Here is an 18,165-nt window from a genome sequence, read left to right as displayed (position 1 = left end):
AATAAATTGAACTTAAGAGTCTTAAATAAAATCTTAATGGTTCAAATTTCTTAATTCACCAAAGTAGCTTCTAAAGTAATTTCAAAGTTGAAAGCGGCACTTACAGGGCATCCTTCTTCTGCAATTTTAGCATACTTTTGAAATTCTTCTTCTGAAAGACCCGGAACTTTTGCAGTCAGCGTCAATTCAGATTTTGTGATTTTTCCAATGTTCGGATCTAAAGTGATTACTGATTTTGTTGTTAATTCTTCAGGGGTAAAGCCAGCCTGAGATAATTCTGCGCTCAATTTCATGGTAAAACACCCTGCATGAGCTGCTGCCAATAATTCTTCAGGATTTGTTCCTACACCATCAGCAAAACGGCTGTTGAAAGAATATTGAGTCTGGTTTAATGTTGTGCTTTGGGTTGTTAAATGACCTTGTCCTTCTTTGATGTTACCGTTCCAAACGGCTGTCGCGTTACGTTTCATAATGTTTTGTATTTAATTATTTAATGTTGTTTTGTTTTGATGATACAAATGTATGGCAGATATTATTCCAATTCATTAGATAAAAAGGATTAAATATTATACTTTTTTCCCAAAGTATAGTTTTTCTTAAAATTTGCAGGTGTGCTTCCGATTTTATTGGTAAAAAGCCGGTTAAAATATGCCGGATCTTCATATCCTAAATCATAGGCAATTTCTTTTACGGGCTTATCGGTGTAAAACAACAATCTTTTGGCTTCCAGTAGAATTCTGTTAATAATAAACTGGTTTGGAGATTCAAGATTTAAACTTTTGAATTTATGGGTTAAAGTTTTTGGAGCAATATGCAGCAAATCAGCATAATCTGCCACATTGTGCTTTTCTCTGAAATGAATTTCCAGATGTCGGCTGAAATCCCGGAAAACATCCAGTTCATTGCTTGGGATTTTTATTTCGTCGTTATCGAGATTCTGTTTTTTCCATTTTCTGGTGGCACGGATGATGATTTGTTTAACGTACGTTCTAATCATTTCCTCAGCAGAAGAATCTTTAAATTCAAGCTCATCTTGTATGCTTCGATATAAATTTTTAATGACAAAGTTCTCATTCTCATCAAGTTCGACAAAAGGAATCTCAAATACATTATGAAAAAGAAGTCCGTCACAGGCAACTTCTTTATCATGAATCTGGATGCAGTAAAAATCTCTGTTGTAATATAAAAGAGTCGCATCTTCTTGTCCTTTTTCGACTTTTAAATGTTGATTAGTGAGAAAAAAAAGAGTAGGTTTTGTTGTGGTGAAATGATTAAAATCTACAGAAAGTTCATAACCTGCCGGAATAAAAAATACTTTAATATCATAACGAAACTTATTTCCGTTAATCGTCTGAAGGTTTTCCTGCGAAAAATTTTCTAAACCCAGTTTCTTATAATTATCCTCAAAAAGAAGCGGCTGCGACATTTATTTACTTTAGTTTAAAGATACAAAAAAGCATGATTTCATAATCATTAAATTATTGAAACCATGCTTTTTTTAATTTGAAAATTTGAGAATGAAGTAATTTGAAAATTACTAAAACTCTACAACTCTCAAACCTTCCAACTAGAAAGTAACATCTAATCCAACATAGAAATTCGCTTTCATGATCGGAGCATACACTATTCCGCCATCAAAATAATTTCCGAAAGGATTTTTAAAATCAACAATAGCATTTTTTTGATAATAAGAAGTTAAATTCTCGCCACCCAAATATGCCCGGATTTTTTTATTGAAATTCCTTGAAATCTGAGCATTCAAAACGGTATAGGATTCAGAATAAGCTGGCAATTGAAACTCTTCAGGATTGGTTGAAGTATTCGGAAGTCTTTGTTTTCCCACCCAGTTTAATGTGGTGTCAAAACTCCAGAAGCCGCTGTTATTATTTTTATTGGTTGAATACGCCAGATTCACGAAACCTCTGTTTTTTGCCATAAACGGGACTTCTCTTTTTCCATCCAGATAATCTGCCTGAACATCATAATATTTATAAGCCAGTCTTACATCAAAATTCTTGAAAGGCGTGAAATCCCACTGCGTTTGAAAAGAATTGGCGAAAGATTTTCCTTCAAGATTATAGAAAGTCAATTGCTGTGGCGAACGGTCAAGATCTACCAAAACCTGATCCTGGAAATCGGTTCTGAAAAAATCTGCGATGATGGTAGATTTTCTTCCAAAAATCTTAAATTCCTGTTGTAAACTTGCTCCGTAATTCCAAGCAATTTCAGGTTTTAAGCCATAAATATTTCCTCCATTTTGCAAAATATTTATACTTCTGTTCGATGCAAAATATTGCTGACTTTCCGCAAAAATATTGGCTGTTCTGAAGCCCCTTCCAGCAGAAAGTCTCAAAATGGTCTGTGGTGTAAAATCATATTTAAAATTCAATCTTGGTGTGAACTGAGTTCCTGCCAGATTGTGGAAATCAACTCTTGTTCCTGCAACCAACGTGTATTTCAAACCTGTCAGCGTATATTCTGCAAAAGCACCGGGAACAACTTCGTTTCTTTTAAAATTATTTGTTAAATACGTTTCATCGTAACCGTCGTACATAAAACTCGCTCCGGCTTTGTATTTATGATTAGTATTTCCTAAAATACTTTCAAAAATTAAGTTTGAATAATACGTCTGCTGTTTCCCCGAATAATTTCTCAAACCAAAAAAACTATCCTGCTGATGGAATGTATATTGATTCATCCAGCCTAAACTCTGATAAGGTTTTCCTTTGAAAACATACCCTGTTTTATTCCAGACCTGAAATCTTGAAATATCGATTCCGACTCCGTAAAGCGATTGCTTGTCCTGTGGAATTTTTTTGTCGAAACCAATTTGTCCTGCAGTTCTTTCATCTTTAATGTAATTGATTCCGAAATGCGAACCGATTCCTGATTTCTGTAAGTCATTATAATTTAATAGATAAGCTGCGTTTAACTGAGTTCCTTTCGGTCGGTCAAGAAAAGTGTCATTATTCATATCGGTGTCACCGAAAGTTCCATTTCCATGGAGTAGAAATGTTTGCGACCATTTGTCATCGATTTTAGAAACGCTTGTGATATTGGCTTCGGCTCTTCCGTTAAAATCAGCGAAAAGGTTTAATGAAGTTTCAGGCTTTTCAGCGTTTTTCAGAAATTCTGTGTTAATTTGTCCGGTAATACTTTCATAACCATTCGTCACCGTGCTTCCGCCTTTTGTCAATTGAATGCTCTCGATCCATCTTCCGGGAATGAAATTCAATCCATAAGCAGAAGCCAATCCTCTGATTTCGGGTAATAATTCTTTCGTTAAGCTCGTGTATTTTTGATCTAAGCCTAACATTTTCAGTTGTTTGGTTCCCGTCACGGCATTGCTGAACGAAACGTCAACGGTTGCATTGGTTTCGAAACTTTCGGATAAATTGCAACACGCTGCTTTTAATAATTCTTTTCTGTCGATATTAAAAACCAAACCTGATTCTTTTTTATTTAATGAAGTGGCTGCTTTTCCACCTGTTACCATAACCCCTTCAATTGATTTTTCATTATGTTCATCAGAATTTCCGTGATCATCATGTTCGGATTTCTCACTTTCTTCCAAATGCACTTTCGGATTTGCTTCTCCAAAAGGAATTTCTCTATCGTAAAGACAACAAGATGGTAAGTTTTTGTAAGTCTTATCGTTGGACTGATATTTTTCGTTATCGTGACCAACGTCTGCAATTTTCTTTAAAATTTTATCGGATGAGGTTTTTGTTGAATCAAAATTCAGCGTAACCATTTGCTTTTCTGCATTCCATTCTGCGGAAGTGGCTCCGGCATCTTTTGCTGCTTTTTCAATTCTTGCTTTGCACGATTCACAATTGCCTTTTACATAAAATTCATTTTCTTTTTTTGAATGACGATCGTGGTTTTCAGTTGGTGAAACCTTAGAATCCCGTTCGTACAAACAACACCCCGGAAGTTTTTTATAATCTTCTTCTGTTGCTTTGAACTTTTCATTGTCATGACCGGCTTCTGCAGCTTTTTTTAAGATGTCATCAGTTGAGACGGTATTATCTGTTTCTAAAGTTAATGTTTGAGAATCAATAGAATATGTAGCTTCTTTTGCGCCTGCTTGTTTGGCTGTGCTCTCTATTCTTTCTTTGCACATCTCACAGTTTCCTTTTACTTTGAACTGATTTTTAGAAAGATTTTGAGCGAAAATAAATTGTGTGGATAATAAGAATATACCAAGAATAATCCTGGAAATATATAATTTCATTTTGTTTAAAATTTAGATTAATTAAAAAACGGTTCACTAAAAAAATTAATGAACTTCTGTTGATTGAATTAAGCTATTTTTGGCGGTTGCCAGATTTCTTTTAAACGGTCTGAAATATGAGGATCAGAATATTCGAACTGTAAGTTTTTATTAGATTTATAGTATGAATATTCCAATTGTAAACTCTTTGAAAAAGGAGTTTCTATGAAAGTATAACACGTTGCGCAAGTAGAACAGCAATCGTCGGTACAAGAAGATTTTTGTTCTTTGTGATTGTCTTTTGAATGTTCTTTATGGTTGTTTTTACAACAACTCATTTCAGAATTACTTTTGCAGCAGTCTTCCTTTTTATTTTGTGCGTAGAAATCATCTTTAGGAATCAAAAAAATTCCTAAACAGAAAATAATAGTTATGATCTGAAATAATTTCACTGCTGCAAAAATACAAAATTTATGGTAAAGCTTCGCCTACTTTTACAGCACAATTATGCCAAGGTTCTCCGTGTGCAGGATTTTTTGCTGGTTTTGGACCCGTAGGAGCCGGAGTTGGTTGTGCTGGAGTATTTTGGGCAATAGCTTGCGCAGGTTGTGGAGATGGAGCAGGTTTACTGTTCAAAGGTTGCCCAACTGGGATGTCACATCTGTGTCCAGGTTCTCCATGCGGAGGATTCATTCCCGAAGCGGTTTTTACGGCTTTTGCATTTCCATTTTGTACAGGAGTTGGAGCGATTTGCATCGTCTGTCCGTTTGGTGTGGCATTTATATTTTGAGTTCCCGCTTGAGGCGGAGCAGAATTTAAAGGCTGTCCGACAGGAATATCGCATCTGTGACCAGGCTGTCCGTGAGCGGGATTCATTCCTGCTGAAGTCACTGTCGACATTCCCGAACCTGAAGTTGTTGTAATTCCCGACTGATCCAGAAGAGATGGTTTGGGTGTTTGATTCATGGCAACTGGCTGCTGTACACCTGCTTCTTCGGTTAGATAAGTTGGTCTTTCGTCTTTTTTACAAGAAACTGTCAGTATGGAAATGGCAACGATGCCGAAAATAGTGTTCTTCATATCCTCTTGGTATAAAACAAAATTAGCAAAACATTTTTAATTGCTTTGCTAATTTTACATTTATAATGATATGTTGGAATTAATTTTTGACTAAAAGTCTGAAACCTTCTCCATGTACATTGATAATTTCTAATCCTTCATCATCTTTCAGAAGCTTACGAAGTTTAGCAATGTAAACATCCATACTTCTTGCGGTGAAGTAGTTTTCTTTTTTCCAGATTTTTCTTAATGCTAAATCTCTCGGCATAAAATCGTTTCTGTGGATACAAAGAAGTTTCAACAATTCATTTTCTTTCGGTGAAAGTTTGTATTCGTTGTCACCTACTCTCAGTTGTCTCAACATAGAATCAAAGAAAATATTGCTGATTTTGAACTGTTCCTGCTCTTCGTTTTCCAACGTGGAACTTCTTTGAAGAATCGCTTTGATTTTATATAAAAGTAATTCTGTATCAAATGGTTTTGTGATATAATCATCTGCGCCTAACTGATATCCTTTTAAAATATCTTCACGCATATTTCTTGCCGTCAGAAAAATGATCGGCGTATTTTTGTCAATTTTTTTCACGTCTTCCGCTAGCGAAAAGCCGTCTTTTTTGGGCATCATTACATCGAAAATACAGATGTCGAATTCGTTTTCTGTAAATTCTTTTAATCCCTGTTCGCCATCTGTGGCTAGAGTGACCTCGAAATTATTTATCGTTAAATAATCCTTCAACACTGCACCAAAACTCTGGTCGTCCTCTACTAATAATATTCTGTTGCTCATAGTTTTAACTAATTAATAATTAATAATTAAGAATGAACTTTGTCACTCCGTCTTCGTATAATTTGTTTATTTGATTACTATTTGAATTGTTTAGCTCATGGGTAATTTAATGGTAAATGTGCTTCCTTGTTCTTTTTGCGAGTCTACGATAATAAGACCTTTGTGGAGCTCTACAATTTTCTTCACATAAGAAAGCCCCAGACCTTGTCCTTTCACATTATGAATATTTCCGGTTTCCTCCCTAAAGAATTTCTCAAAGATTTTTGTTTTATTCTGCGTTTCCATTCCCATTCCTTTATCCGCCACTTCAATCACGTACCAATTGCCTTCATTGCTTGTTTTAATGCTGATTTCTGGCGCTTCAGGAGAATATTTATTCGCATTATCCAATAGATTTACCAGCATGTTGGAGATGTGAAACTCATCAATCTTAAAGATATAATTTGTTGCATTAAATTCCTGATACAACGTTCCGTTTCTTTGCTGAACAATCAGATTAAAAGATTCTGTCGTTCTTCTGATTAATTCTCTTACGTTGGCTTCTCTTAAAAATAATTTAACTTCATTTCTTTCAAGTTTAGACATATTCAATACGTTTTCCACCTGTTTTTTCATCCTCAGATTTTCCTGTTTTATCAGCTCCGAATAATATTTAACTTTATCAGGATTTGTTGCAATTTTATCATTCGCTAAAGAATCTGTAGCTACCGAAATCGTCGCCAACGGAGTTTTAAACTCATGTGACATATTGTTGATGAAATCTGTTTTTACTTCTGCAAGTTTCTTCTGCCTCATCATATAATTAATGGAAATAATATAGATTCCCAAAATCGTCAGTAATGAAAGGAATGTTCCCAACAGCATCGGCCAGTTATTCATCGCCAAAGAATAATCTTTTTTTGGAAAAACCAAAGCCAGACTATACAATGTTCTTTCTTTCTGATCAGTAAAAAGCGGATAACTGTATGTATTATAATCCTTTTTTTCCTTGTATTCTTTGCTTACAACATTGGTGAGAATATTACTTTTATCAATAATTCCGTAGCCGAATTTAGCGCTGATTCCTCTTATTCTCAATTCTTTTGTGATAACAGAGTCCAATACTTTCTCATCGACTCTTTTTGTGATGGGCAAATTATTTCCGTAGACTTTGGCGTATTCTTTTAATGCATAATCACCATTTTCTAAATCTTGGTTAATATCTGCCGTCAGAATTTCACGATTTGTTGTATCTCTTTTTATTTTGTAAGCGGCCTCATCAGTATATAATTTCGTCAGTTTAATCGAATCTCCTTGTTTGGAAATCGGCAACTGGCTTTTCTCAATAATATTTTTTGAATAAATAATCTGTCTCTGTGTCCCAGAATCTTCTACCTGTTGAATGGTTGTTAAGGTTGGTTGATCACTGCTCGCAAGAATATTTTTTCTAAAATCCTTATTTTCTACATTTAAATATTTATCAACCTCAATTTCTTCCATGTTTTTGGAAGTGCTTTCCAACGCAGAATATACTTTTGAAGAAAAATCCTGTTCCAATGCGCCGTAATAACTTTTCAGCCAATAAAATTGGAGCGTAACAAAAACAATCAATGAGATTGTCATAAACACCGAAATTATTGGGATGAATTTATTATTCATTTACTTTATTTTATACGTTTTTAAAAAAGTGAATGTTAAAATTAATTATTTTAAGACTCTATGAACAAAAAACGAGCCAAAAAATTGTGTAATTTTTCTTAAAACGATGTTTTTTAACATTAATTTATGAATTTTATAATACTTGTCATACGAAAAGCATGATCTGGAAAGAAAAAAGTAGCTTTGTTTAAAACAAAATAGTAATATGGAATCTGATATCATTTTTAACAAAGATTTTGATTCGAACAGCGTGTATGTTATGAAAATTTTTAACGCTGAAGTTTCAAAAGTCTGGGATTATTTTACCAAAGCAGAATTATTGGATCAATGGTGGGCACCAAAGCCATGGAAATGTGAAACTGCCAAACAAGATTTTACAGAAGGTGGAATCTGGATGTATTCAATGGTTGGTCCGGAAGGGGAAAGACATTACGCCCAGGTAAAATATGGCGAAATAATGGATCACAGAAGTTTCGACGGAACTGATACTTTCTGTGATGAAAATGGAAAATTAATGAAGATTTTCCTGAAGCAAAGTGGCTGTTTGGTTTTACAGGAGTGGAAGAGGGCACAAAAGTTACCGTAAATATTCATTTTGAATCAGAGGAGGCAATGAATCAGCTGTTGGAAATGGGATTTGAAGGAGGCTTTAAAACAGGACTGAATCAATTAGAAGGAATTTTAAAAAATTAATAAACAAAAAACGGAAAGTAATATGCTTTCCGTTTTTGCTCATATTTAAATTAATTCTTCATCCTGAAAATACTGAATAATCGCTTTTTTCATAAGAATCTGCTGCTCGTTGGGTTTCAGTTCTGGAAGTTTTTCCAGTTCTTCAAAATGAGGATATCCATCGTCGTCATAATGCGAAAATTTATAATATCCAAAAGGCTCCAGCAGCCTGCAAACTGCAATGTGGAGCAAGTTAAGCTTGTCATCTTTTGTATATTTCTGCTGACCACTTCCCAATTCCTGAAGACCGATTAAAAACAAATAGGTTTCAATGGGAGCATCTTTTTCGGTATCAAAATTTTCAATGAAAAACTGTTGTATTTTCTGCCAATATTCTGCGTCGTTACTCATCTTTTTTATTTTCTAATTTTAATAAGAATGCATATTCCAATGCATCTTCTTTCAACGATTCAAATCTTCCACTTGCACCGCCGTGTCCTGCGCTCATGTCAGTTTTAAAGATTAAAATATTATCATCGGTTTTCAACTCTCTCAATTTTGCGGTCCATTTTGCGGGTTCCCAATATTGAACTTGTGAATCATGTAATCCGGTTGTAATCAATGTGTTTGGATAATTTTTCGCTTCTACATTGTCATAAGGTGAATATTCTTTCATGTAATGATAATATTCTTCGTCATTCGGATTTCCCCATTCGTCATATTCCCCAGTTGTTAAAGGAATTGTCTCATCCAGCATTGTAGAAACAACGTCCACAAAAGGAACTTGTGCTACAATCCCGTTGAATAAAGTTGGTTCGTAATTCATTACAGCTCCAACCAATAATCCTCCAGCGCTTCCGCCCATCGCATAAAGATGTTTTGATGAAGTGTAATTTTCTTTAATCAAAAATTTTCCGGCATCAATAAAATCGAAGAATGTGTTTTTCTTGAACAGCATTTTTCCGTCCTCATACCATTCTCTTCCTAAATATTCACCACCGCGAATATGAGCAATAGCGTAAATAAATCCTCTATCTAAAATTGATAATCGCACGTTCGAAAAGCTTGCATCAACGGTGTGTCCGTAACTTCCGTAACCATATAAAAGAAGAGGAGTATCCGCCGATTTTTTTGTGTCTTTATGATAAACCAGAGAAATCGGAACTTTCGCTTCTCCATCTCTGGAATCTGCCCAGATTCTTTCAGAAATATAATTTTCAGCAAAGAATTTTCCGCCTAAAACTTCCTGTTGTTTCAGAAGCTTGGTGGTTTTTTCTTTTATATTATATTCGTACGTCGAACTTGGCTGAGTTAAGGAAGTGTAGCCATAACGTAAAATTTCGGTATCAAATTCAAGATTAACCCCGATGTAAGCGGTATATGTTGGATCTGAAAATGGTAAATAATACGATTCGTGAGTTTTTTCGTCTATAATTTTAATCTGTAATAAGCCTTCTTCTCTTTCTTCAAGAACCAAATAATTTTTAAAGATTTCAAAACCTTCCAACAAAACTTCCGGACGGTGAGGGATGACATCTACCCAGTTTTCCATTCCGCAATTGTCGATTTTTGCTTTTACAATTTTGAAATTAAAAGCATCGTCTGCGTTGGTGATGATGTAAAACTCATCTTCATAATGTTCAACAGAATATTCCAGATCGTCAATTCTTGGCTGAATGACGGTCCAATCCGCAAAAACATTATCAGCGGGAATAAATCTGTGCTCATCCGAAATCGTGCTAGAACTTGCGATGAAAATGTATTCTAATGATTTTGTTTTGAAAACATTCACATCAAAAGTATCATCTTCTTCATGAAAAATTAAAATATCATCCGAAGAATCTGTTCCCAATTTATGTCTGTACACTTGAAAAGCTCTTAAACTTTCATCTTTTCGGATATAAAAAACATGTTCGTTATCTTTTGCCCAGGTTGCTTTCCCTGTTGTATTCTCAATTTTATCAGGAAGAATTTCTCCCGTTTTTATATTTTTAAAATTAATGGTATAAATTCTTCTGCTTACGTTGTCGCTAGAAAATGAAGCTAATTCATTGTTCTGAGCTACTGAAACGCTTCCTACTTCAAAATATTCTTGTCCTTCTGCTAAAACATTTACATCAAGAATAATTTCTTCTTCGTTGTCTAAACTGCCATGTTTTCTGCAGTAGATTGGGTATTCTTTTCCTTCCTCATAACGTACGATATACCAATATTCATTAAAAAAATACGGCAGAGATTCATCGTCTTTTTTGTATCGGGCTTTCATTTCTTCGAAAAGCTCTTCCTGAAACTGTTCCGTATCTTTCATAATGAATTCTGCGTAGGCATTTTCCTGTTCAAGATACTGCGTAACTTCGGGGTTTTCTCTTTCGTTGAGCCAGAAATAATTGTCGATTCTTTTATCTCCGTGTATTTCTAATATTTTTTCTATTTTTTTTGCCTGTGGGACTTCCATTCAATATTAATTCTTGTTCAAATTTAATTAAAAAAAAACCATCTTTCCTTTATGAAAAGACGGTTAGTTTATATTTTGTATTAAAATTCTACTTGTGTAATGCTTTAATATACTTTTCCAATGCCATTGTCATGGATGGTGTTTCCTTTGTAGGAGCCATTAAATTTACTGTTAATCCGGCTTCTTCCGCTGCTGCCAAAGTAGTATTTCCGAAAACGCCGATCTTAGTTTCTTCCTGTTTGAAATCAGGGAAGTTTTGTTGTAAAGATTTAATTCCTTGCGGGCTGAAGAAGATCAGCATATCGTAATCTTTGATGGTAATGTCTGTAAGATCGCTGCATACGGTTCTGTACATAATTGCTCTCGTCCAGTTTACGTTTGAAGCTTCCATTGTTTTTACAATGTCTGGGCTTAAACCGTCTGAAGAAGGCAACAAATATTTTTCACTCGGAAATTTCTTGAAAAGAGGTAATAAGTCTGCGAAGTTTTTCTCCCCAAAGCTGATTTTTCTTTTTCTGTAAACAATATGTTTCTGAAGGTAGTTGGCAATGGCCTCCGACTGACAGATATAACGCATCGTATCAGGAACCGCAAAACGAAGTTCTTCGGCCAATCTGAAGTAATGGTCAATTGCATTTTTACTCGTGAAAATGATCCCCGTATATTGAGTAAGATCGATCTTCTGAGTTCTCAATTCTTTATTGTCAACTCCTTCGACATGGATGAAAGGACGGAAATCAATCTTTATTTTTTCCTTCTTTGCTATATCCAAGTATGGAGAAGACTCACTAGGCGCAGGCTGTGAAACCAATATAGACTTTATTCTCATCATTTACTTTTATTAAAAAAATAATAGTTTCCAAAGCAACAATAGCGGAGCTATTTGGAGGGTGCAAATATACAAAAATTTATAATACCATTTCTCAGGTAAAATCTTGTTCTTGTGAAATAAATAGAAAAATATCTTAAAAATGAAGACAAATAAAAAGAAAAACAGGTAGTATAAAAATATTTTATTCCTGTCTATCGGGAAATAATACTGGGTGACACATAAAATGATCAACAAAAAAGAGATAATGAAGTAAAATTTTGTGGCGGTAAAATAAAAAATAGTCCATTTTTTTCCATCTCCTATACTTTGGAAGAATAAAAATCCTAAAGAAGATTTTATCAAATAAAAAAGTACAACAGCAAGTAAACAAAACCCGAATTTATTCAATTGATACCCCAAAATCTGCAAATCTGCGACATACTTCGGAACAGTAGGAATATATTGTGAGATTAAAACAGATAAGGTGAGAGCCATTACACACGAGGTAATCACCCAGCTCGGCAGGTTATTACTCGCGTCAAAATATTTTTGAAGCAGAAAGTCTTTCAGGTTGGCTTCTCTTTCCACAATATTCATCATAAAAAGGTATAAAAATATACAGCCCAATAATATAAAGATCACCCAATCGTTGTTCTCAGATATTCTTATATGATTTGTAATGTTTTGTGATAGCAGCAACAGATTATTTTTTGCAAAATTATAGATTATTTTGTATAATAGAAAAAAAGCCTGAATATTCAGGCTTTTTTTCTATTATACAAAATTTCATATGGATTTCCTTAATTTATCACCTAATATTATCCCAATTGGACCAATAATTGGGAAAATGATTAAAGCAATATAAGGCAAAAGCCCTGATTTATTTTTAAATAATAAGCTAATTGCATATAAATAGAGTGTAATTAATAATAATATAAAGATTGTTATATGCAGAATGTTAATAGATAAAATATTCATATAATTTTTTTTTAATTGCAGCAATATGGTCGTAACACGTAGTAAAAGTCGCCATAGTGATTTAATACGGCACTACCTAAAGGTTTACATCCTATTAAATCTCCACTACCATTCGGCGATAAATCCCAACTAAGATTAAAATTGTAATTTGCCCAAGCAGCAGATCCTGTCATACCTATGCCCCAAGCATACTCGGTATTAAACAGTGAACAACCAATACCGGTAGCCATTCTGGAATATGTGTCATAATCAGTTTTTTCGATGTCATTTGTAGTGATTTCATTAAGAAAAGCTAATAGTATCTGTAAATTTTTGTTATCATTTAAAATTTTCTGATCTAAATCTTTAATAGGTAATACTGCAATTGGAGATTCTATATAGAACGACCCATCACTTTCATAAATTCTAAATGATCCATCATCCCTCAAGCTTAGAACATTGTCTTTATATTCAAATTCATAATCAGACATATTTTCAGAATATCCCCGTGTTTTAAATCCTTTAAAAGTTACAAGTTTATAATAACTGTCCGTTTTTATAATCTCTTTAACACCCAAATTTAAAAATATTGTTGATATTAGTTTCGTTGAATTTTTAATTTTGGAAAAATCTTCTCTAATCGCAGTTTCTCTGCTAAAAGTTTTACCGTTAAAGTCTTTGGATTTTTCTATAGTACTGAGATTAGTATCTTGACTTTCATCATTCATACAAGAAAACAGTAAGCCCGCTGTTAAAAATAAAAAAAATGCGTAAATAAATTTTTTTTTCATCGTTTAAAAATTGATTGTTAATGTTATTTTGGAACAAAAGCTTTTGTGTTACAAACATATACAATTCCCTTAATATGCAATATGATTCTTGATGTGAATATTATGTGAATATTATGTGATTTGTAGCCCATAAATTTTATATTTGCTATTAAATCTGATATAAAATGGTAAAAAATAAGCTGATCAGAGTCCGAAAAGCAAAGTACACACAGGAAAATATGGCTAAGCTATTGCACATGAGCCAATCACAATATCAAAGGAGAGAAACTGGAGAGATTAAAATATCTGATGAAGAATGGAAAAAAATAGCGAAAGTTCTTGATGTGGAAGTAGAAGACATTAAAGAAGAGGATGTTGTTCAAAGCATCATTAATAACTATGATAACAGTTCAGGAAGTTATTCTCCTCATATAAACAACAATTATAATATTCCTGAATTCATGCTGAAAAGCATGGAAGAATATTTGGATATTCTTAGAAAGGAAAATCAACAGTTGAAAGAAGAGAATATGAAATTAAAGCAACAAATTAACACACCTTTATGACTTGCGATTGTCTATAATAACTATCTTTGCAGACGATTTTTGAAATGAAAAAACTAGTCATAATTCCGACTTACAACGAAAAGGAAAATATTGAAAATATTATTTCCGCGGTTTTTGCATTGGAAGATGACTTTCATATTTTGGTGGTGGATGACTCGTCTCCCGATGGTACGGCGGAATTGGTGAAGGATTTGCAGAAGAAATTTCCGCATTTTTTATATCTATCAATAAGAAAGGTGAAAGACGGTCTTGGTAAAGCTTACATCCACGGATTTAAATGGGCAATCGAAAGTAATTACGATTATATTTTTGAGATGGATGCCGATTTTTCTCATAATCCGAACGATCTGCCAAAACTTTTTGAAGCTTGTAAAAATGCAGACATGGCTATCGGTTCCCGTTATTCTAAAGGAGTAAATGTAGTGAACTGGCCAATGGGAAGGGTTTTGCTTTCTTATTTTGCCTCAAAATATGTGAGATTCGTTTTAGGACTTCCGATTCATGATACAACGGCAGGTTTCGTTTGTTTTTCAAAGAAAGTATTGGAGGAAATTGGGGTGGATAATGTAAGATTAAAAGGATACGGGTTTCAGATTGAAATGAAATTCAGAGCTTTTAAAAAAGGATTTAAAATTGTAGAAGTTCCCATTATATTTACCAACAGAATTTTGGGAGAGAGCAAAATGAATGGCGGAATTATTCATGAAGCCGTTTTTGGAGTTTTAAATTTAAAATGGAAATCAATCATCAACAGGTTATGAAAAAACTGATCTTCGTTTTTGTTTTACTATTTGTCGTTTCCTGTGGAGGAGATTATGTAAATAAGCCTAAAAATCTTCTATCCGAAAGTAAAATGGCAGAGATTATGGCAGATTTGTCTATCAACGATCAGGCAATTATGCAATATCCGAATTCTAATCTGGAAGCCGGAACACGATACGTGCTTAAAACGCATAATGTAAAATCCAATGATTTTGTTGAAAGTTTTAAATATTACGTTGTCAAACAAAAAATGAACGGGATTGTAGAAGACGCACAAAAAATCTTGATTGAGAAAGATCCGAAAGCGGATAAATATATAAAAGATAAAAAAAGTAATAAGCCGGCAGAACTTCAGGTTGCTCCGGTTTTATCAAAATAATTAAAATGCAGAGACATTCTATTCTGCAAAAATATTAACCGCCAATGGTGGTAATAAAAATATAAGAATGAAATTTTTTAATATAGAAAAAACCTCTGAGGGCAAGGCAAGAGCAGGAGAGCTTACGACGGATCACGGAAAAGTTCAGACACCGATTTTTATGCCTGTAGGAACTGTTGCCAGTGTAAAAACAGTTCACCAAAGAGAATTAAAAGAAGACATAAAAGCTCAGATTATTCTGGGTAACACCTATCATTTATACCTTCGCCCCGGAATGGAAACGATGGAAGCGGCAGGAGGTTTACATAAATTTATGAATTGGGATCTTCCTATTCTTACGGATTCGGGAGGTTTTCAGGTTTTTTCACTTTCAGGGACAAGAAAAATGTCTGAAGAAGGAGTGAAATTTAAATCTCATATTGACGGAAGCGTTCATTTATTCACTCCGGAGAAATCAATGGAAATCCAGAGACAGATCGGAGCCGATATTTTTATGGCATTTGACGAATGCGTAGCGTATCCATGTGAATATAATCAGGTGAAATCTTCCATGGAAATGACGCACCGCTGGTTGAAAAGATGTATTGACTGGAATGAAAAAAATCCGGAATTATATGGTCACAAACAGAGATTCTTCCCAATTGTTCAGGGTTCTACTTATTCAGATTTAAGAAAAATTTCAGCGGAAGTAATTGCAGAAGCCGGAGCGGAAGGAAATGCCATTGGCGGACTTTCTGTGGGTGAGCCGGAAGAAGAAATGTACAGAATCACCGATGAGGTTACCGATATTTTACCAAAAGATAAACCAAGATATTTAATGGGCGTAGGAACTCCGTGGAATATTCTGGAATCTATCGGTTTAGGAATCGATATGATGGATTGTGTAATGCCGACAAGAAATGCCAGAAATGCCATGCTTTTCACTTGGCAAGGGGTTATGAATATGAAAAATGAAAAGTGGAAAAAAGACTTTTCGCCTTTGGATGAATTTGGTACAAGTTTCGTAGACAGAGAATATTCTAAAGCATATGTGAGACATTTATTTGTTTCTAAAGAATATTTGGCAAAACAAATCGCTTCAATTCATAACTTAGCGTTCTATTTAGATTTGGTAAAAGTGGCGAGAGAACATATTTTGGCAGGCGATTTCTATGAATGGAAACGTTCGATAGACCCGATTCTTCGTCAAAGACTTTAAATAATTTAGAAATCGCATAAAAAAGTAGTAATGCTAAAGATTGTAGACAGGTATATCGTTAAAAAGTATCTTGGGACATTTGGTTTCATGTTGATTTTGCTGTCTGTAGTTGTGCTTGTAATCGATGTTCAGCAGAAAATTCCAAGAATTGAAACTGCCACGGCAATTGATCCTAAACTTAATGTTACTTACTTTTTAATTCATTTTTACCCGTTTTGGATTGTTAATCTTGTGATGACTTTCCTTTCGATTTTGGTATTCATTTCTGTGATTTATTTCACATCTAGAATGGCAAACAATACCGAAATTGTAGCGGTTATAAGTAGTGGAGCAAGTTTTCACCGATTTGCAAGGCCATATTTAATAACGTCATTGCTTATCGCTGTTATTTCTTTGATAATCAATCATTTTGTATTGCCGTGGGCGAATATTAAAAAAAATCAGCTGGAAGCTTATACTTATAATGCAACTGCCAAAGAAAAAGTTCTAGGAACGGCTCCGGTATCTGCACAATTAAGTACAAAGGAATATGTTTTCATTAACTCCTGGAATAAAAGAGAAAAAAGAGGTTCAGGATTCGTTTTTCAGAAGTTTGATAAAAACAGAAAAATGACTTATGAATTGAAGGCTTCCGATGTTGTCTGGGATAAAGATAAAAAACAGTTTGTTCTTAACAGTTACACGGAAAAAACGATCAATAAAAATGATGCTGAAAAATTATCAAACGGATATGATCTGAAAAAAAGCTTTGGTCACGATCCCGATGAGCTTTTCCCTAACGAACTTTTAGGACAGAATAAAACAACTCCGGAGCTTGTAAAATTTATCCAAAGAGAAACAGAAAAAGGAAACAGCAACCTGAATGCTCACCTTAATGAGCTTCACCAAAGGACATCAATGCCGATTTCCATTATTATCCTTACGTTTTTGGCACTTTCGCTTTCTTCGCAAAAGAAGCGTGGTGGTTTGGGAATTAACTTGGCGTTGGGTATTTCCCTTGCGTTTGTTTTTGTATTCTCTTTTGAAGCTTTAAAAGTAGTTTCTGAAAATAAAAGTATGTCTCCTGCGTTGGCAATGTGGTTTCCAAATATTGTATTTTTCCCGCTTGCAGCTTATCTTTACATCAAAAGAGCCAATCAGTAAAGTAATTTTATTTCTTTGTGATAAAAAGATTGTAGTCCATTTTCTAATTCAATCCAAAGTTCACCATTTTCGTCTGCGTATCGGATGATGCCATTTTGTCGCTTTTCATTGAGTTCAAAAACTGAAATTACATCTTTTCGGAATAAATCAGCATTGAAAGAATTCATTATCTCTTCTTCAGGCGGAATATTTTTTAATCTTTCTGTGAGATAATTAGTAAGATTAAAAGCAAATTTATCAAGGTTAAAATGCTTTCCTGTTAACGTTAAAAGAGATCCTGCATTGGATATGTCGTCAAATTTCTCCTGAAGAATATTAAAACCGGCTCCGATGATGAAATAATTGATTTGATTAATTTTTTTCTTCTCAATAAGAATTCCGACGATTTTTTTATTTTTAAGAATTATATCGTTCGGCCATTTTATTTTAACTATATTTTCAGTCAGATTGGCAAGGAAATCCCTGATCACAATTGCGGTATAATAATTGAACATAAAATCCGGGATTGTAAAGTGATCCGTCTTTACAGCAAGAGTAAAAGCTAAATTTTTTTCGGCAGTTGAAGACCATGTATTTCCGTACTGACCGCGACCTTTTGTCTGATTGAATGTATAAAGTGAAATAAAATCTGAATTTTCGTAAAGTAAAAACTTAGATATTTCGTCATTAGTAGAAGAACATTCTTTTAAATAAAACAGTTGACTCATTTAAGAAAACTTTAAGACTATTAAAGGGTTAAAAATAAGGCTAAA

The 18,165-nt window shown here is 34.0% G+C and carries 19 protein-coding genes; 6 read left to right on the top strand and 13 right to left on the bottom strand.

Features of this window, described 5'->3' with window-relative positions:
* Positions 1 to 50: 50 nt before the first annotated feature.
* From ASG22_RS13115 to ASG22_RS13085, 7 genes are all read right to left on the bottom strand, one after another.
* The gene (locus tag ASG22_RS13115; RefSeq protein WP_055985287.1) at positions 51 to 470 is read right to left on the bottom strand and encodes an OsmC family protein; all 420 of its coding nucleotides are present in this window, start codon (positions 468 to 470) and stop codon (positions 51 to 53) included.
* A gap of 89 nt (positions 471 to 559) precedes the next feature.
* Entirely contained in the window at positions 560 to 1,426 is an 867-nt protein-coding gene (locus tag ASG22_RS13110) for a helix-turn-helix domain-containing protein (RefSeq protein WP_055985284.1), read from the bottom strand.
* Between the two features lie 141 nt (positions 1,427 to 1,567).
* Positions 1,568 to 4,237: a TonB-dependent receptor domain-containing protein gene (locus tag ASG22_RS13105; RefSeq protein ID WP_055985279.1), complete on the bottom strand. Its 2,670-nt coding sequence runs from the start codon at positions 4,235 to 4,237 to the stop codon at positions 1,568 to 1,570.
* A 68-nt stretch (positions 4,238 to 4,305) separates the two neighbouring features.
* A complete protein-coding gene (locus ASG22_RS13100) occupies positions 4,306 to 4,668 on the bottom strand; it encodes a hypothetical protein (protein WP_055985276.1) in 363 nt (120 codons plus the stop codon).
* Positions 4,669 to 4,687: 19 nt separating this feature from the next.
* Positions 4,688 to 5,296: a hypothetical protein gene (locus tag ASG22_RS13095; protein ID WP_055985271.1), complete on the bottom strand. Its 609-nt coding sequence runs from the start codon at positions 5,294 to 5,296 to the stop codon at positions 4,688 to 4,690.
* Positions 5,297 to 5,375: 79 nt separating this feature from the next.
* Positions 5,376 to 6,062: a response regulator transcription factor gene (locus ASG22_RS13090; RefSeq protein WP_027380477.1), complete on the bottom strand. Its 687-nt coding sequence runs from the start codon at positions 6,060 to 6,062 to the stop codon at positions 5,376 to 5,378.
* Between the two features lie 90 nt (positions 6,063 to 6,152).
* Positions 6,153 to 7,700, bottom strand: coding sequence for a sensor histidine kinase (locus ASG22_RS13085; RefSeq protein ID WP_055985268.1), 1,548 nt, complete (start codon positions 7,698 to 7,700; stop codon positions 6,153 to 6,155).
* Positions 7,701 to 7,905: 205 nt separating this feature from the next.
* Between ASG22_RS13085 and ASG22_RS13080 the strand changes: the two genes are divergently transcribed.
* Entirely contained in the window at positions 7,906 to 8,286 is a 381-nt protein-coding gene (locus tag ASG22_RS13080; protein WP_238586916.1) for an SRPBCC domain-containing protein, read from the top strand.
* A 152-nt stretch (positions 8,287 to 8,438) separates the two neighbouring features.
* Here the strand turns inward: ASG22_RS13080 and ASG22_RS13075 are convergent, their stop codons facing one another.
* The 5 genes from ASG22_RS13075 to ASG22_RS13055 all read right to left on the bottom strand — a co-directional run bounded on the left by ASG22_RS13075 (position 8,439) and on the right by ASG22_RS13055 (position 13,386).
* A complete protein-coding gene (locus tag ASG22_RS13075) occupies positions 8,439 to 8,783 on the bottom strand; it encodes a hypothetical protein (RefSeq protein ID WP_055985265.1) in 345 nt (114 codons plus the stop codon).
* A complete protein-coding gene (locus tag ASG22_RS13070; RefSeq protein ID WP_055985262.1) occupies positions 8,776 to 10,827 on the bottom strand; it encodes a S9 family peptidase in 2,052 nt (683 codons plus the stop codon). The genes ASG22_RS13075 and ASG22_RS13070 overlap by 8 nt, the downstream gene beginning before the upstream one ends.
* Positions 10,828 to 10,915: 88 nt before the next feature.
* Positions 10,916 to 11,656 carry a uroporphyrinogen-III synthase gene (locus ASG22_RS13065; RefSeq protein ID WP_055986823.1) on the bottom strand — a complete coding sequence of 247 codons (741 nt, stop codon included), beginning with the start codon at positions 11,654 to 11,656 and terminating at the stop codon, positions 10,916 to 10,918.
* 12 nt (positions 11,657 to 11,668) lie between these two features.
* Positions 11,669 to 12,280 (bottom strand): DUF4271 domain-containing protein, encoded by a 612-nt coding sequence (locus ASG22_RS13060; protein WP_409991388.1) that lies wholly within the window; start codon positions 12,278 to 12,280, stop codon positions 11,669 to 11,671.
* 347 nt (positions 12,281 to 12,627) lie between these two features.
* Complete coding sequence (locus ASG22_RS13055) at positions 12,628 to 13,386, bottom strand: hypothetical protein (protein ID WP_131726198.1); 759 nt, start codon at positions 13,384 to 13,386, stop codon at positions 12,628 to 12,630.
* A gap of 164 nt (positions 13,387 to 13,550) precedes the next feature.
* On the opposite strand from ASG22_RS13055, the gene ASG22_RS13050 reads away from it, so the two are divergent.
* The 5 genes from ASG22_RS13050 to ASG22_RS13030 all read left to right on the top strand — a co-directional run bounded on the left by ASG22_RS13050 (position 13,551) and on the right by ASG22_RS13030 (position 17,413).
* Positions 13,551 to 13,931, top strand: coding sequence for a helix-turn-helix transcriptional regulator (locus tag ASG22_RS13050; protein WP_055985254.1), 381 nt, complete (start codon positions 13,551 to 13,553; stop codon positions 13,929 to 13,931).
* A gap of 44 nt (positions 13,932 to 13,975) precedes the next feature.
* Positions 13,976 to 14,692 carry a polyprenol monophosphomannose synthase gene (locus tag ASG22_RS13045; RefSeq protein ID WP_055985250.1) on the top strand — a complete coding sequence of 239 codons (717 nt, stop codon included), beginning with the start codon at positions 13,976 to 13,978 and terminating at the stop codon, positions 14,690 to 14,692.
* A complete protein-coding gene (locus ASG22_RS13040; RefSeq protein ID WP_055986820.1) occupies positions 14,689 to 15,072 on the top strand; it encodes a DUF4296 domain-containing protein in 384 nt (127 codons plus the stop codon). The genes ASG22_RS13045 and ASG22_RS13040 overlap by 4 nt, the downstream gene beginning before the upstream one ends.
* A 67-nt stretch (positions 15,073 to 15,139) precedes the next feature.
* Positions 15,140 to 16,270, top strand: coding sequence for a tRNA guanosine(34) transglycosylase Tgt (tgt, locus tag ASG22_RS13035; protein ID WP_055985247.1), 1,131 nt, complete (start codon positions 15,140 to 15,142; stop codon positions 16,268 to 16,270).
* Positions 16,271 to 16,300: 30 nt separating this feature from the next.
* Positions 16,301 to 17,413, top strand: a complete 1,113-nt coding sequence (locus ASG22_RS13030; RefSeq protein WP_055985245.1) for an LptF/LptG family permease — start codon at positions 16,301 to 16,303, stop codon at positions 17,411 to 17,413.
* Here ASG22_RS13030 and ASG22_RS13025 read toward each other — a convergent pair.
* Positions 17,407 to 18,120 (bottom strand): biotin--[acetyl-CoA-carboxylase] ligase, encoded by a 714-nt coding sequence (locus ASG22_RS13025; protein ID WP_055985242.1) that lies wholly within the window; start codon positions 18,118 to 18,120, stop codon positions 17,407 to 17,409. The two genes, ASG22_RS13030 and ASG22_RS13025, sit on opposite strands and share 7 nt — an antisense overlap.
* Positions 18,121 to 18,165 lie beyond the last annotated feature (45 nt).

The sequence above is a fragment of the Chryseobacterium sp. Leaf405 genome, from assembly GCF_001425355.1.
GTDB lineage: Bacteria > Bacteroidota > Bacteroidia > Flavobacteriales > Weeksellaceae > Chryseobacterium.
The sequence above is the reverse complement of the archived record's forward strand: the minus strand, read 5'-3'. Positions and strand labels throughout refer to the sequence as shown.